Annotated in this window: 12 protein-coding genes and 3 pseudogenes; 2 read left to right on the top strand and 13 right to left on the bottom strand. The window is 26.9% G+C overall.

Features of this window, described 5'->3' with window-relative positions; translation table 11 throughout:
- Nucleotide 1 precedes the first annotated feature (1 nt).
- Together pfkB and BQ2505_RS01895 are read left to right on the top strand one after the other, a co-directional pair.
- On the top strand, nucleotides 2-931 hold the full coding sequence (pfkB, locus tag BQ2505_RS01900) for a 1-phosphofructokinase (protein WP_074016115.1): 930 nt from the start codon (nucleotides 2-4) through the stop codon (nucleotides 929-931).
- Nucleotides 921-2,792 (top strand): PTS fructose transporter subunit IIABC, encoded by a 1,872-nt coding sequence (locus tag BQ2505_RS01895; protein WP_074016114.1) that lies wholly within the window; start codon nucleotides 921-923, stop codon nucleotides 2,790-2,792. The genes pfkB and BQ2505_RS01895 overlap by 11 nt, the downstream gene beginning before the upstream one ends.
- A gap of 320 nt (nucleotides 2,793-3,112) precedes the next feature.
- On the opposite strand, the gene BQ2505_RS01890 is transcribed toward BQ2505_RS01895, so the two are convergent.
- The 13 genes and pseudogenes from BQ2505_RS01890 to BQ2505_RS01830 form a co-directional block, all read right to left on the bottom strand.
- Nucleotides 3,113-3,451, bottom strand: a complete 339-nt coding sequence (locus BQ2505_RS01890; protein WP_235817360.1) for a hypothetical protein — start codon at nucleotides 3,449-3,451, stop codon at nucleotides 3,113-3,115.
- Between the two features lie 19 nt (nucleotides 3,452-3,470).
- Complete coding sequence (locus BQ2505_RS08795; RefSeq protein ID WP_143403529.1) at nucleotides 3,471-3,776, bottom strand: hypothetical protein; 306 nt, start codon at nucleotides 3,774-3,776, stop codon at nucleotides 3,471-3,473.
- Between the two features lie 16 nt (nucleotides 3,777-3,792).
- Nucleotides 3,793-4,992, bottom strand: a pseudogene (locus BQ2505_RS01880) (hemagglutinin repeat-containing protein); the annotation flags it as partial.
- 61 nt (nucleotides 4,993-5,053) lie between these two features.
- Nucleotides 5,054-5,611 carry a hypothetical protein gene (locus tag BQ2505_RS01875; RefSeq protein WP_074016112.1) on the bottom strand — a complete coding sequence of 186 codons (558 nt, stop codon included), beginning with the start codon at nucleotides 5,609-5,611 and terminating at the stop codon, nucleotides 5,054-5,056.
- Between the two features lie 12 nt (nucleotides 5,612-5,623).
- The gene (locus BQ2505_RS01870) at nucleotides 5,624-6,523 is read right to left on the bottom strand and encodes an Imm49 family immunity protein (RefSeq protein WP_074016111.1); all 900 of its coding nucleotides are present in this window, start codon (nucleotides 6,521-6,523) and stop codon (nucleotides 5,624-5,626) included.
- Between the two features lie 16 nt (nucleotides 6,524-6,539).
- The gene (locus BQ2505_RS01865; protein WP_074016110.1) at nucleotides 6,540-6,797 is read right to left on the bottom strand and encodes a hypothetical protein; all 258 of its coding nucleotides are present in this window, start codon (nucleotides 6,795-6,797) and stop codon (nucleotides 6,540-6,542) included.
- A 71-nt stretch (nucleotides 6,798-6,868) separates the two neighbouring features.
- Nucleotides 6,869-7,105 (bottom strand): annotated as a pseudogene (locus BQ2505_RS01860) (hypothetical protein); the annotation flags it as partial.
- Nucleotides 7,106-7,135: 30 nt separating this feature from the next.
- Nucleotides 7,136-7,651: a hypothetical protein gene (locus BQ2505_RS01855; protein WP_074016108.1), complete on the bottom strand. Its 516-nt coding sequence runs from the start codon at nucleotides 7,649-7,651 to the stop codon at nucleotides 7,136-7,138.
- Between the two features lie 772 nt (nucleotides 7,652-8,423).
- Nucleotides 8,424-9,885: pseudogene (locus BQ2505_RS01850) on the bottom strand (hemagglutinin repeat-containing protein); the annotation flags it as partial.
- A gap of 65 nt (nucleotides 9,886-9,950) precedes the next feature.
- Complete coding sequence (locus BQ2505_RS01845) at nucleotides 9,951-11,081, bottom strand: hypothetical protein (protein ID WP_143403528.1); 1,131 nt, start codon at nucleotides 11,079-11,081, stop codon at nucleotides 9,951-9,953.
- A gap of 251 nt (nucleotides 11,082-11,332) precedes the next feature.
- Nucleotides 11,333-11,890 (bottom strand): hypothetical protein, encoded by a 558-nt coding sequence (locus tag BQ2505_RS01840; protein WP_074016106.1) that lies wholly within the window; start codon nucleotides 11,888-11,890, stop codon nucleotides 11,333-11,335.
- Between the two features lie 11 nt (nucleotides 11,891-11,901).
- Nucleotides 11,902-14,472, bottom strand: a complete 2,571-nt coding sequence (locus tag BQ2505_RS09130; protein WP_083232314.1) for a hemagglutinin repeat-containing protein — start codon at nucleotides 14,470-14,472, stop codon at nucleotides 11,902-11,904.
- Nucleotides 14,473-14,663: 191 nt separating this feature from the next.
- Nucleotides 14,664-15,044, bottom strand: coding sequence for a hypothetical protein (locus tag BQ2505_RS01830; RefSeq protein WP_074016105.1), 381 nt, complete (start codon nucleotides 15,042-15,044; stop codon nucleotides 14,664-14,666).
- Between the last annotated feature and the right edge of the window lie 66 nt (nucleotides 15,045-15,110).

Genomic DNA, 15,110 nt, shown 5'->3' with positions numbered 1-15,110 from the left:
GATGATTTATTCAGTTACCTTAAATCCATCTATAGACTTTATCGTAAGAGTAAATGATTTTCAATTAGGTGAAACAAATAGAGCCTTCGAAGATAATTTTTATTCTGGTGGTAAAGGTATAATGGTGTCAAAACTTTTAAAAAATGTTGGAACTAACTGTGTTAATCTAGGTTTTTTAGGAGGCTTTACAGGAGCTTTTATAGAAAAAAATTTAAAAAGTCTCAACATTTTATCAGACTTTATTCAAGTTAATGAAAATACTAGAATAAATGTAAAATTAAAAACCGATAATGAAACCGAGATTAATTGCAAAGGTCCAAATATTTCAGAAAATGAAAAAAATCAATTTTTTGAAAAGATTTCAAAAATAACAAATGAAGATTTTGTTATTTTATCTGGTTCTGTTCCAAGTAGCTTAGGAAATGATTTCTATATTGAAATTATAGAAATTTTAAATAAAAATAATGTTAAGTTTACTTTGGACAGTAGTGGTGAAACTTTTTCTAAGTCTTTAAAATATAAACCATTTTTAATCAAACCAAATAAAGATGAACTTAAAGATTATGCAAAAAGAGACTTTAATAGCAATGAGGAAATTATTGATTATGTCAGAAAAAATTTAGTTGATAAAGCTGAACATACTATAATTTCTTTAGGTGGAGAAGGTGCCCTATATATAGCTAAAGACTTTTCACTTTTTGCAAGTCCCTTAAAACTTAAAGAAAATATTGTAAATACTGTTGGTGCCGGTGATTCTGTTGTTGCTGGTTTTGTTGATAATATTTTAAAATATAAAGATGTAGAAAAAGCATTTAGATTTGCTGTTGCTTGTGGAACGGCAACAAGTTTCTCTGAAGATATAGGAGAAATAGATTTAATAGAAGAAGCAACAAAAAAATTAAATATAAAAAAGGAGTATTATGGAAATTAAAGATTTATTACGTAAAGAACTAATGATAATGGACTTAAAAGCATCTACAAAGATGGAAGCTATTGATGAAATGATAGAAAAGTTAAAAACAGAAGGAATCATTTCTGATGCTGATGAATTTAAAAAATTAATATTAGCAAGAGAAGAAAAAAGTTCAACAGGACTTGGAGAAGGGATTGCTATGCCACATGCTAAAACTTCTGTTGTAGTAAAACCATCTGTTCTTTTTGCAAGAAGTCATAAAGGTTTAGACTATGATTCACTTGATGGAGAGCCTGTTCATATATTTTTTATGATAGCAGCATCTGAAGGAGCTCACGATTTGCATATTGAAACTTTAGCAAAACTTACAAAAATGTTGTTAAATGATGATTTTACAAAAGGACTATTAACTTGTAATAATTCTGATGAAATATATGCACTTGTTGATAAATATTCAGAAAAACCTCAAGAAACAAATGAGATAAAAAATGAGGGAAATAATGATAAAAGAAAAAAAATATTAGCAGTAACTGCTTGTCCAACAGGAATAGCTCATACTTATATGGCTGAATCAGCTCTTGTTGAAGCAGCTAAGAAATTAGGTGTTGAAATAAAAGTTGAAACTAACGGTGCTGACGGTATTAAAAATCATATAAATAGTTCTGATATAAAAGAAGCTGAAGGGGTTATCATTGCTGCCGATAAAAAAGTTGAAACAGCTCGTTTTGATGGAAGTTTAGCAATAGTTACAAGTACAGCTGATGCAATAAAAAATGCTGAAACTTTAATAAATAAAATATTAAATAAAGAAGCTACTACATTTAAGGCTGAAACTAATGATAATTCAGAAGAAGATAAAAAAGAAAATGATTCTATTGGAAGAATAATCTATAAAAGTATTATGAGTGGAGTTTCTAATATGCTACCTTTCGTTATAGGTGGAGGTATTTTATTAGCTCTTTCATTCGTTGTAGAAAGATTCTTAGGAAATGATAGCACTCTATTTAAACTGCTGTTTGATATAGGAGCTGCATCTTTCCATTTCTTAATCCCTGTTCTTGCTGGATTTATTGCTATGAGTATTGCAGATAAGCCAGGATTTATGCCTGGAGCTGTTGCAGGATATATGGCAAGTCAAGGTGCCGGTTTCTTAGGTGGGTTAATTGGAGGGTTCCTTGCAGGATACTCTATAATTTTCTTAAAAAAAGCTACAAAAAATATGTCAAAACAATTTGACGGAATGAAATCTATGGTTATTTATCCAATATTTGGATTGGCAATAACAGGAATTTTAATGTATTTCGTTATTGGACCTGTCTTTACACAAATCAACATTAAAGTTGCAGCTTTCTTAAATAGTATGGGAACAGTTAATGCTGTTATACTTGGAGCTTTACTTGGTGGAATGATGAGTGTCGACATGGGTGGACCTATAAATAAAGCAGCTTATACTTTCTCTATAGGAGTATTTACAGATACAGGAAATGGTGCATTTATGGCTGCTGTTATGGCTGGTGGAATGGTTCCACCTTTAGCAATAGCTCTTGCTATGCTATTATTTAAAAATAGATTTGATGAAAAAGAAAGACAATCTACTCTATCAAATTTCATACTAGGTCTATCTTTTATAACTGAAGGTGCAATACCTTTCGCTGCTAAAGAACCTTTAAAAGTTATCAGTTCTTGTATAGTTGGTGCTGCTATTGCTGGAGGATTAACTCAATTTTGGAATGTTTCTGCTCCTGCCCCTCATGGTGGAATATTTGTAATTCCTGCAATGCCATCTGTACACTCAGCAATTTTCTTTATAGTTTCAATAGCAATAGGTACTATTGTATCTGCTCTTATATTTGGAACTTTAAGAAAAAATAAGATATAATTCTTTGCAAATAATAAATAAAGTCTCTTGATAGCCGTATGACTCTTCCGAGCTCACCGAAATACTCTCCAGAGTAATACGGACGTCGGGAGACTATTTTTATATTAATTTTATACTTTCTTATACAATAAAAAAAGCTATATAAATATTTTTTATCTATATAGCTTTTCTTAAGCTAATTATCTTATTCTAAATCATATTACTTAACTTTTTATGAAACCTTCTTTAAAAAAATTCTTTATTAGAATGCTTTTCTTCAATTCTTTTTAATAATGCTTCTCTTGTATTTCTTCTTTGTGAAACAACTATTTTATTATTATTTAAAAATCAAAACCTACAATAGTTCTATATTTTATAGCTAATTCCAACATATTTTTAAATTTTAGTAGATTAATATCATTATAATTTTGAATTATTTTATTAACAATCTTCAATGCTAATGGTATTTTCTCTAATAACAATACTTCCTCTTCGTAATCATCAATAATCACACCACACTCTTCATTGATTAGTTGGAATACTTTTAAAGTACAAAATACATTATATTGACTCTCTGATAAAATTAATTCTTCCATTTGTTCATCTTTTTGAACTCCATAATCATAATCTTTCATTGCTTTTATATCTTTTGGAACTCTAATATATCTCATATGTTCCATATAAAATCACCCCTTAAAATTAATCGGTGTTATTAAAATGTGTTACTTTTTGATAATCTGCCCTATTTCTACCTCTTTGTTTCCCATTTACAATTTCATTGTTCATATCATTACCATTTATATCTAAATAATTCCTTCCACGGGGTTTTGTTGTATCTTCTATTCTAAAATAATTTCCATTTTTATCATACACAACACTAACTCCTGTTTCATTATTACTATATATTACTTTTCCTTTTGAGTTTTCAACAGGTTTAGCATTCGGAGCAAATCTATTTATAGCCTCTGTCAAACTTGCATTTCCCCATTGAGAAGAATATTGCATAGCTCGTGTTGCACCATTCATTAATTGTTCGAGCTTTAAACTGTCTAGCTAGTTCTTCAACTCTTGACCCTATTACATTATAGAAACTTGTACTCCATCTTTGCGCTCTTAGATTTTCAAATATATTTCTTTTATCTTCTCCTGGTAGATTTACAGTATTTTTTACTACATTTCCTATATCTGTAATTTCATTTTTAGCTTTTTGTAAATCTTCTTTAAACTTTTCAGGATTTTTTATATAGTTAATAGTTTGTGATTCTATATTTATATCTGTTTTAAAATCTCTATCTTCTGTTATCTCTGTCATTGTATCTAAATCTCTGTTTATTTCATTTCCAGAAGATTTTCCTATTTCTACATTCCCTATTACTGTATTCTTTGTTATCCCTTCTTGTTTTCTATCAGAATAATTTACTCCTAGACTTGTTATTCCAGAAGCTGATACTCCTACTGAACCACCTACTGTTTTTAATTTATCTACATTTTCTAAGTCATGTCCTACATATTCATCTATTGATAGTTTTCCATTTCCACTTGTTCCTATCGCAGCAGCTGTATTTTCTACCTTACCTACTTTTAAATTACTTCCATCTCCTATTATGAAAGTACTTGCATTATCTACAACTCTTCTTTCTCCATTGGTTTGTGAATAATTTGCACTTCCTGATGGCATTCCATTTGGTGCTATACTTAGGCTTCCTCCTATTGTTCTTCCTTTTGTTATAGATGTATTTTGTTTACTTTCAATAGTTAGATTTTCTATATTTCCAGTAACTGTTCCACCTTCTTGGTTAAAGCCAGAAAGGGTCATATTCTTTGTATTATTATGCACTTCATCTACATTTACAAATCTTCCATTTTGGTAAGTAGTTCCATTGGTATTCATTTTTGATTGAGAAGCTGAAACTTTAATTGCATCTGCTTCTGCTTGGAAACCATTATTATAGTTAATAGTCACTCCAGCTGATATTCCACTGCTTTTACCAATAGATGAATATGAATTATTTAATTCAACAGCTGTCTTATTAATATTTTCTACATTGTTATAGATAAATTTAGTATCTTGCGCCTGTGTTCCAACATATTCAACATTCTTTACATTGTTGTAAGTTATACTTGAATTTTCATCTTTTCCCCTTATTGTTGTTACAACTGCACTTTCATTATGCGAATTTGTTTTAGAACTTGATTTAGTGTAACCAAAATTAACTCCTACAAGTTTTAAATTGTATAAAAGCTGAACAGATAAATTTTCTATTCAGCTTTTTTCTAAATTATTATTCTAATTTTACCTTATCTAAAAACTTTTCAAATTCTTTCAATGAATATTTCCCCATAATTTCATCCATCTTATCTACATACTCTTCTACTTCTTCATCTTCTAACTCATCATCTATATATTTTTCATAATTTTTTAGTAATTTAGGATATGATTTTTTAGTAATTTTTTCAAATATTTCTATATATTTTTCTTCTTTTTCTATATTGACAGTTACTTTTTTATTTACTATATCTATATTTATTATTCCATATCTAATTACTTCCATTATATATGAATATTCACAATATATATAATAAATATTTTCTATTTTCTTTTCCTTTGAAATTTCAAACAAATAGTCCTTTAATTCACTCTCATTTTCAAAACATAAAGCATAGTAATTTCTGCCATAAGCTTTCATAATAAGTTTGTCATCTATTTCATAATATAATCCATTGTATTCCATATCAGATAAAGCATCATACATATCAATATCTTCTAGTAAATCATCTTCACATATTTTCCCACTTTTCTTATATTTTATTCTTACATATACATCTGTTTGTTCTGACATTTAGTATTCCCCTTAAATAAAGTATCCTTCTTCTTCTTCTTCTTTTAATTTTTCTGGATTTTTATGATACTTATATATCCAATTTTTCCATTCTTCTGCTGTTATTACTTTAAAATCAAAATCTTTCATAAAATCATAAGGTTCTGGATAGCTATCAGCAGGGGTATTATCTATTAATTCTTTTGGAGCAATATCACTATCTATTCCTAAATCTATTCCATGATACAAAGCTATTTTTAAATAAATTAAAGCAAATATTTGAAGATAAAAATCAAAATAATTTTCCATACCATAGAGCATTTTTCTTGCTATTTTTATATCTAACATAGAATTTATACTTTCTTTCATTTTATCTATATCTTTTTTTGCTAAGGCTTTTAAAAATTCAAACTCAAGATAAGTATATTTATGATAAGGTTCTTTTGAGGGATTAAGCAAGTATATATCAGATCTCTCTATAACTTTTTCCCAATCACTTTTGATTGCCAATAAAATAGTTCTTGTTAAATAGCAGTTGGCTTCAGATTTCTTATACTTATAGCCCTCTCTTTCATAAGTTATTATATTAATATACTTTTCTATAAACTCTAAAAGGACTGGGTTATTAGACATAATTATTCCCCAAAAAGATATTCTATCCCATCCAAGAAAATCTCTACTTTCTTTTCCTAGAATACTTAGTTTGGCAAAAATATACATATTTTTTTTAAAGCTTTCAACATCTTTATCTACTAATAAATTTTTAGAGGCTGTTATGGCATACAATCTTCCTAAAAACCACATACAATTTAAAGGACTTCCCTTTTTTTCTAATATATAGTTTAATGTTTCTCTCTCTTCTTCTAGTTCTTTATTATAACTTTCAACTACATATTTAACTAATTCATTATATTTTTTTTTACTTACTAGCATTTAACTAATTTCTCCTTTATTTTTTATTTTTTTTAGGTGTTATTTCTATTGGTGCTACAATGAGATCACCCGTTTTTTTATCTAATGCTACTATTCCAGTTTTATAATTTTGAGTTTTTATAGCTTTTTCTAATTCTTTTTTGGCTATTTCATTTAGTGTTTTCTTTCCAGCAACAGAATTGAGCCATTCACTTGATAATTGTATATTCCCTCCTGCACCATCCTTAGATAATTTTACAGCTCCTCCTTCATAGGTAATTGATTTTTCTGACATTTGTTTACTATCTAATATCCATAATTCACCTGTTTTTTTATTTTTTTACATATGGTCAATACCATTATCGCTCCTACATTTGCATAGAAGTTATTATTTGCTTGTGTTGCTTTTAGATTATCTTTACCAACAGTATTAGTTTGATTATTTTTATCATCATCATCGTCATCATCATTAGAATTATTTTTATTAACAGCACTTGTAGGAAGTTTTGTCCCTTGATTAGAAGCAAGTCCACTAACTATTCCTGTGACAGTATTACTAGATGAAGCTATACCTCCGAGTATATCTCCTGACTTCAATGGTTTTAATTCAAATTTTTCATAATTCTTTATTTTCTAATGTAATAATTCAATAAATAATTTGCATCTGTTTGCAATTTTAATTATTTCCTTTTTTTTATTATCATCTAAAAATATAATGATATAGTGATAATCAGTTATTGAAGTAATATATATTTTATCCTTAGGAAAAAAAATTTTGTATCTGTTTAAATGTCCAAATACATCTCTATAACTTATTTTTAAAAATATTTCAAGATATTTTTTATCTATTGAGATTAAATTTTTAAATTTAAAATTATATTTATTAATTTTTTTTAATTCTCTTTTTAATATTTTTTGTTCTCTTTTAAATAAATTATCAATTCCAAAATCATAAAAGTTTTTAATTTTTAGAATAAATTTTTTATTTCTTCTAAACAAAATTTTTAAAAATTTAAAATATTTTCTTTCATTTTTTAAATAAATTTTCCTTTCTAGCATATTCATTTCTTTTATAGGTCTAAAAAAATACTTTTTTGATTCTTCTTCATTTAATGGTATTTGAAATGTATCTAAAATATATTTTTTCATTTTATCTCCTTAAAACTTTCCCTTCATTATTTATAGTTCTCCTGTCTGGATCTTTTTTCTTATGCCTTCTATCTGGTTTTTTAGGCCATCTTTTCCATGAACCACTTCCACTATGTGCCCTATCTCCAGCTACATCTCTCTCCCACCAGCTACCGTCTTCTAGATTTTCATATCCTGAATCACCTTCATTTTTTCCTTTTCTAAATTTATTTTTATCTTTTGCATTATCTGGAGTTTCTACAACATCACCAGGTTTTACTTGAGATTTTATAATATTTACTGGCTCTTCTTTTAGTATAGGAATTCCATTTGGCTTTTGTAATTCATTGAAAAATTCTTGTTCTTCTCTTCTAAATCTTTCCTCTCTTTCCCATCTTTCCTTTTCTGTTTCTTGTTTTGGAGGAAGCATCGGAGGAAGTTTAAAAATTCTTTTTTCTTCTGGAAGAGGAGTCATTGTATACATGATATTTCCATCTTTATCTATTTTTACATCCGCTTCTATACCTTTTTCTTTTAATTTAAATTTAATTACATCAGCTACAAGATTTTTAGAACTTTCTTTATCTAATATACTACCAAAACTTTTTTTTACATCTTCATATATTTCAGAAATTTCTCTTTTTAATTCTTCTTTCTGTTCTTCTGGCATTATAGCATAATATACAATCCCTCCTACTACTGTTATTCCTGCTACTACTGGAGCACTCACTCCTCCTGCTATTATTCCTGTTCCAATTGCTACTCCTGTTTCTACTCCAAGAGCAAGTGAGTTATCCCCAACATGTTCTCCAAAATCAACATTAGAATAATCTTTTCCATCACTCTTTAATCCTATGGCTTTATCATTCTTACTATATTGTTTCTTAAAGTAATCGTTTGTTGGCTTTCCTAAACTTTCTAATCCTTTTTCACTTCCATCTGGAACTACTTTTTGTCTTCCTTCTTTCTTTCCTATTACATGGCTTTGCTCTTCAGCTATTGTTCCTATTACTCCTGCTTTTGTACTATTAGCTGGTGATTCAGTATTTACTAGAATATATCCTATTCCTGTATCTTTATCTACATAAGCTGTTCCATCTTTTATATATTTATTTCCATTTTTATCTACTCCAATTAATTGTGGAGAGTTACTTGGGTCTGTATAGATTACCTTTACCTTATAATCTAAATCTTCTGATACTCCTTCAAAGGCTTTTGCGATATCTTCCTGATTTTCTGCTTCTTGTAATCTTGAATCTATCACATTATATATTGTTTTAGCTTGTCTTACTTCTCCAAGTTGTTCTAATATATTTCTGTCTTCTTTTCCTTGTAAATTTACTGTACTATCTACTGCATGGTAAATATCGTATATTTCATTTTTAGCCTTTTGTAAATCTTCTTTAAACTTTTCAGGATTTTTAATATAGTTAATTGTTTGTGATTCTATATTTATATCTGTTTTAAAATCTCTATCTTTTGTTATTTCTGTCATAGAGCCTAAATCTTTATTGATTTCATCTCCAGAAGATTTTCCTATTNTCTACATTCCCTATTACTGTATTCTTTGTTATTCCTTCTTGTTTTCTATCAGAATAATTTACTCCTAGACTTGTTATTCCAGAAGTTGATACTCCTACTGAAGCTCCTACTGTTTTTAATTTATCTATATTTTCTAAGTCATGTCCTACATATTCATCTATTGATAGTTTTCCACTTCCAGTTGTTCCTATCGCAGCAGCTGTATTTTCTACCTTTCCTACTTTTAAATTACTTCCATCTCCTATTATGAAAGTACTTGCATTATCTACAACTCTTCTTTCTCCATTTGTTTGTGAATAATTTGCACTTCCTGATGGCATTCCATTTGGTGCTATACTTAGACTTCCCCCTATTGTTCTTCCTTTTGTTATAGATGTATTTTGTTTACTTTCAATAGTTAGATTTTCTATATTTCCAGTAACTGTTCCACCTTCTTGGTTAAAGCTAGAAAGAGTCATATTTTTTGTATTATTATGCACTTCATCTACATTTACAAATCTTCCATTTTGGTAAGTAGTTCCATTACTATTCATTTTTGATTTAGAAGCTGAAATACTTACCCCATTTCCTTCTGTTTGTATTCCATCTCCATAACCTATAGTTACTCCTGTTGATATTCCACTACTTTTGCTACTTGATGAAGAATAGTTTTTTAATTCAACAGCTGTCTTATTAATATTTTCTACATTATTATAGATAAACTTAGTACTTTTAGGAAAATAGCTACCCTAAAATATTTTAGATTACCTATAAAATCTCGTTTTTAATTAATTTGTCTTTAAAATGAAAAAGTTATATATAGCCAAAATAATAATAAAATATAAACTATTTGATGTATAAAATAATATGAAAAATAATAATTCCCTTTATAAAAGCCCACTTTCTTTATTAATTCTAAGTCTACAATTATTATTGAATAAATATAAAATAAAAAGTAAAAAATACTTAATATTTTAAATTTTATATTTGAGAGTAAAAGGATACTTAGTATTGGAAATAAATATAATAAAATTCTTGAGGTAAAAAAATTTCCTAAAATTTTTTTTATTTTATTTTCTTCTGAAAAAGAAAAAGAGATTAATATATTTTTAAATATAAGATGAAAAATGAATAATAGTCCTATATAATTTTCTAATATATAGTTTTTATACCAACTTGAGAATATGCAAAATATCAAAACTGGAAAATCTAAGAATAAAACTATAAAAATTGTTACTGCTTTATCCCCAATTGATAAATCTTTATTACCTAAGAAATTTTCTTTTTTAAAATAGCATTTAGTAAAATAAGTTATGTTAATAAAAAATGTTGAAATTAAAAATAAAATTATTATCAGCTTAAATATAAAGACTTTTTTAATCTCACTTAATCCAAATTGTTTATCATAATTATTATAATTGGCTAGTTTATCAAGATATATCTTATAACGAATAGTTAACGCTTTTTCTTCACCATTTTTATTCATAAATTTATTTATATCTATAAAATCTATTTTTTCAATCTTAAGTTGATTTTTAACTTCTTCTAATGAAAGACCGTAGATTTCTTTATTTGGAAAAATAATAAAATATTCCTCTTTTTCTTTATATAATGTTTTAATTCTACCTTTATCATCATATAAATTTAAAATACTTCTAAATATAAAGCTATTCTTTATTAAATTGTCTAATGGATAAATATGTCCAACCCAATTATTATCAATTTTTTTAATTTCTTTTATAGCTATAATTCCTCTGTCTTTTGTATGAATTAAAAATATACTTTTATAATCATTAATATTTCCAGCATCTCTTTCAATAAGTGTATCTTCTCTTAGTCTTAGAGTATTCATTTCATAAGTTGGAAAACTATTTAAAAGAAAATATATAAAAAATAACAAAACTCCTTCTAAAAAAATTATCTTTTTCATTTTTAACATCTCATTTCTTATCATACAATGGTACCAATATAGAACTACAAGCACGTACAATTTCACTTTCTTTATAAAATTTATTATCTGTAGATTTATAATACCATAATTTAAATTTCATTTTTCCTCCTAATTTAACTATTTAATTTTATTGTAAAGGGTAAACTGTTGTATTAGGAGCTATCTATTTTTTAATTTTACTAGATAATTATAATTTTTTTAATTCTTAGTAAATATCAAATAAATTTATTTCATACTGAAGGTATGAAAAGATCATATCCTTTTTTTTCAAAAGATACTGAAAATTTCTTTTTTATTATAAAGGTTTTATCTTTGTCTAGATCTTTAAGGTATATTATTAATATAAAGCCATCTTCTAAATAACCAATATTATATTTTTCATCGTTTTTTCCTAAAATTTCTAGTAAATCTTTCTCAATAGAAAATTCTTTTTTTAAAATTTTTCTTCCATTTTCATAAAATTCTTTAGTTCCAAAATCTTCTAAATCAATTATTTTTTTATTTATTTCTATTTTTCCTATATTCCTATTTTTATAAAACAATTCAATTTTTTCTAAATTTAAATTATCTTTAATTTCATATAATTCAAATAAGATACTAGCTTCATAAAGTAAATCAATGCTTCTAATTTCTGGATATTCTTTAAAAATAATTTCCTTTTCTCTATTTTCCCTTTTTTGATTCTGAATATTGTAACTATTTCTATCAGTATACCTTACACACATAGTAAAAAAGAAAATGAAAAGAAAATTTATTAATATAGATAAAACAAATATTTTTTTTCTCATTGACATCACCTCTATCTTATAATATTTGTTTCAATAAAATTTTTATATCTTGTATCATCCCTATATTGTTCATAAAAATTTGGAGTAATTAAATATTCAAAAATCTCCTTATATCCAACAGCTTTATAACCTCTGCTATCACTCCATTTCTTTATACCTTTATAATTAATGGATACTAAAGTCCCTTTTGTGAAATATGACATTCTATTTATAAAAGTTGAATTATCATTAACACCTGTTCCAAAAAATAAGTAAGTTCCTATATCTACTATTCCATGTCCAAATTTGTCAAATTTTCCTTCATCAGACTTAGACTCTTTAAGACCATAAGTAATATAGTTCCCTGTTCCTTGATTTCTAGGTTCTTTTACTATTTCATCATTAGGGGTAATAACAACTTCTCTTCCCGTTTCATATTCAACTTTTTTCTGATTTTTCATATTATCATCTAATATAATTTTACCATCTTCTGTAAAATTATGATAAACAGCTTCTTTATCATTAACATCTTCAAAATTTCCCTTTTCTATTTCTGAGAGATCATTTACTCTATTTTTAGCTTCAAATACTAAATAATTTATTTTAGCTCTATAATTTGTTTCAGTAATATTATCATATCTAACCCAATCTATTATATATTTATTACCTTTTTCTTTTGATAATATTTTTTCTGCTTGTTTTCTTTCATCAGTTGTTATAAACTCTCTTCCATATGATTTAAGAGGATCTTTTACTACTTTATCCCCCACATGTTCACCAAAATCAACATTAGAATAATCTTTTCCATCACTCTTTAATTCTATGGCTTTATCATTCTTACTATATTGTTTCTTAAAGTAATCGTTTGTTGGCTTTCCTAAACTTTCTAATCCTTTTTCACTTCCATCTGAAACTACTTTTTGTCTTCCTTCTTTCTTTCCTATTACATGGCTTTGCTCTTCAGCTATTGTTCCTATTACTCCTGCTTTTGTACTATTAGCTGGTGATTCAGTATTTACTAGAATATATCCTATTCCTGTATCTTTATCTACATAAGCTGTTCCGTCTTTTATATATTTATTTCCATTTTTATCTACTCCAATTAATTGTGGAGAGTTACTTGGGTCTGTATAGATTACTTTTACCTTATAATCTAAATCTTCTGATACTCCTTCAAAGGCTTTTGCGATATCATCTTGATTTTCTGCTATATCTAATCTTGAACCTATTACATTTAATATTACTTTAGCCTGTCTTACTTCTCCAAGTTGTTCTAATATATTTCTGTCTTCTTTTCCTTGTAAATTTACTGTACTATCTACTGCATGGTAAATATCATGTATTTCATTTTTAGCTTTTTGTAAATCTTCTTTAAACTTTTCAGGATTTTTTATATAGTTAATTGTTTGTGATTCTATATTTATATCTGTTTTAAAATCTCTATCTTTTGTTATTTCTGTCATAGAGCCTAAATCTTTATTGATTTCATCTCCAGAAGATTTTCCTATTTCTACATTACCTATTACTGTATTCTTTGTTATCCCTTCTTGTTTTCTATCAGAATAATTTACTCCTATGTTATTTACTCCAGAAGCTGATACTCCTACTGAACCACCTACTGTTTTTAATTTATCTACATTTTCTAAGTTATGTCCTACATATTCATCTATTGATAGTTTTCCATTTCCACTTGTTCCTATCGCAGAAGCTGTATTTTCTACCTTACCTACTTTTAAATTACTTCCATCTCCTACTATGAAAGTACTTGCATTATCTACAACTCTTCTTTCTCCATTGGTTTGTGAATAATTTGCACTTCCTGATGGCATTCCATTTGGTGCTATACTTAGGCTTCCTCCTATTGTTCTTCCTTTTGTTATAGATGTATTTTGTTTACTTTCAATAGTTAGATTTTCTATATTACCAGTAACTGTTCCACCTTCTTGGTTAAAGCCAGAAAGAGTCATATTCTTTGTATTGTTATGTACTTCATCTACATTTACAAATCTACCATTTTGGTAACTAGTTCCATTGCTATTCATTTTTGATTGAGAAGCTGAAACTTTAACTGCATCTACTGATGTTTGTATTCCATCTCCATAACCAATAGTTACTCCTGTTGATATTCCACTACTTTTGCTACTTGATAAAGAATAGTTTTTTAATTCAACAGCTTTTTTAGTAATATTTTCTACATTGTTATAGATAAATTTAGTATCTTGTGCTTGTGTTCCAACATATTCAACATTCTTTACAGCATTGTAAGTTATGCTTGAATTTTCATCTTTTCCTTTTATTGTTGTTACAACTGCACTTTCATTATACGAATTTGTTTTAGAACTTGATTTAGTATAACCAAAATTCACTCCTACATTTGCATAGAAGTTATTAGTTGCTTGTGCAGCTTTTAGATTATCTTTACCAACAGTATTAGTTTGATTATTTTTATCATTATCATCATCATCGTCATCATCATTAGAATTATTTTTATTAACAGCACTTGTAGGAAGTTTTGTCCCTTGATTAGAAGCAAGTCCACTAACTATTCCTGTGACAGTATTAGTTGTTGAAGCTATTCCTCCAAGTATATCTCCTGACTTCATTTGTTTAAATGAATCTATTCCTTGTTTCGCTCTATCCACTGCTTCTGATTTTATTCTAACTGATAGAAGGAGAAATTAAAAGGATTAACTTCTACTTCTTACAGAAGTCAATCCTTATTAGTAAGTTAAATTAATTTGTCCAACTTTTTAGGGTCAATCCAAAATAATAATTATAAGTACCTTATTTTTTATTATATTTTTTCAAACTTATTTTCATCTTCATAATACCAACTATTACTTCTCCTTTTATTTCCTTCAACATCTAAGATATAATAAATTCTTCTGTCTTTTTCATGCCATATTATTAATCTTACAATTGCTTTTTCATTAGGATACTTAATTAATCTTACTTTATCTCCTACATCAAATTTAGGCTTTTTTAATATTTCATATCCCTCTTTTTTTATTATCGCTATTTTTGGGGTATGTTCTTTACTTTTTCCTATCACTACAACTTTTAAATAATTATCATTTTCTTCAATACATTTTAATATTGAAAAAAATATATTTCCTTCTCCTTCAGTTCCTGAATAAATAAGATTTACCCCCCCCCCCCCCTCTCTCTTTTTCACATCTAAATTTGTTTAAGAGAAAGAATATACTGTTTCTTATATACATCTAGATGAGTCTAAGAGATA

Source organism: Fusobacterium massiliense (assembly GCF_900095705.1).
In the GTDB taxonomy this organism is placed as follows: domain Bacteria; phylum Fusobacteriota; class Fusobacteriia; order Fusobacteriales; family Fusobacteriaceae; genus Fusobacterium; species Fusobacterium massiliense.
The sequence above is the reverse complement of the archived record's forward strand: the minus strand, read 5'-3'. Positions and strand labels throughout refer to the sequence as shown.

Excerpts from the sequence above, each read along its gene's own strand:
- pfkB (WP_074016115.1), top strand. The coding sequence starts at position 2 with ATGATTTATTCAGTTACCTTAAATCCATCTATAGACTTTATCGTAAGA.
- BQ2505_RS01895 (WP_074016114.1), top strand. The coding sequence starts at position 921 with ATGGAAATTAAAGATTTATTACGTAAAGAACTAATGATAATGGACTTA.
- BQ2505_RS01890 (WP_235817360.1), bottom strand. The coding sequence starts at position 3,451 with ATGGAACATATGAGATATATTAGAGTTCCAAAAGATATAAAAGCAATG.
- BQ2505_RS08795 (WP_143403529.1), bottom strand. The coding sequence starts at position 3,776 with ATGCAATATTCTTCTCAATGGGGAAATGCAAGTTTGACAGAGGCTATA.
- BQ2505_RS01875 (WP_074016112.1), bottom strand. The coding sequence starts at position 5,611 with ATGTCAGAACAAACAGATGTATATGTAAGAATAAAATATAAGAAAAGT.
- BQ2505_RS01870 (WP_074016111.1), bottom strand. The coding sequence starts at position 6,523 with ATGCTAGTAAGTAAAAAAAAATATAATGAATTAGTTAAATATGTAGTT.
- BQ2505_RS01865 (WP_074016110.1), bottom strand. The coding sequence starts at position 6,797 with ATGTCAGAAAAATCAATTACCTATGAAGGAGGAGCTGTAAAATTATCT.
- BQ2505_RS01855 (WP_074016108.1), bottom strand. The coding sequence starts at position 7,651 with ATGAAAAAATATATTTTAGATACATTTCAAATACCATTAAATGAAGAA.
- BQ2505_RS01845 (WP_143403528.1), bottom strand. The coding sequence starts at position 11,081 with ATGAAAAAGATAATTTTTTTAGAAGGAGTTTTGTTATTTTTTATATAT.
- BQ2505_RS01840 (WP_074016106.1), bottom strand. The coding sequence starts at position 11,890 with ATGAGAAAAAAAATATTTGTTTTATCTATATTAATAAATTTTCTTTTC.
- BQ2505_RS09130 (WP_083232314.1), bottom strand. The coding sequence starts at position 14,472 with ATGAAGTCAGGAGATATACTTGGAGGAATAGCTTCAACAACTAATACT.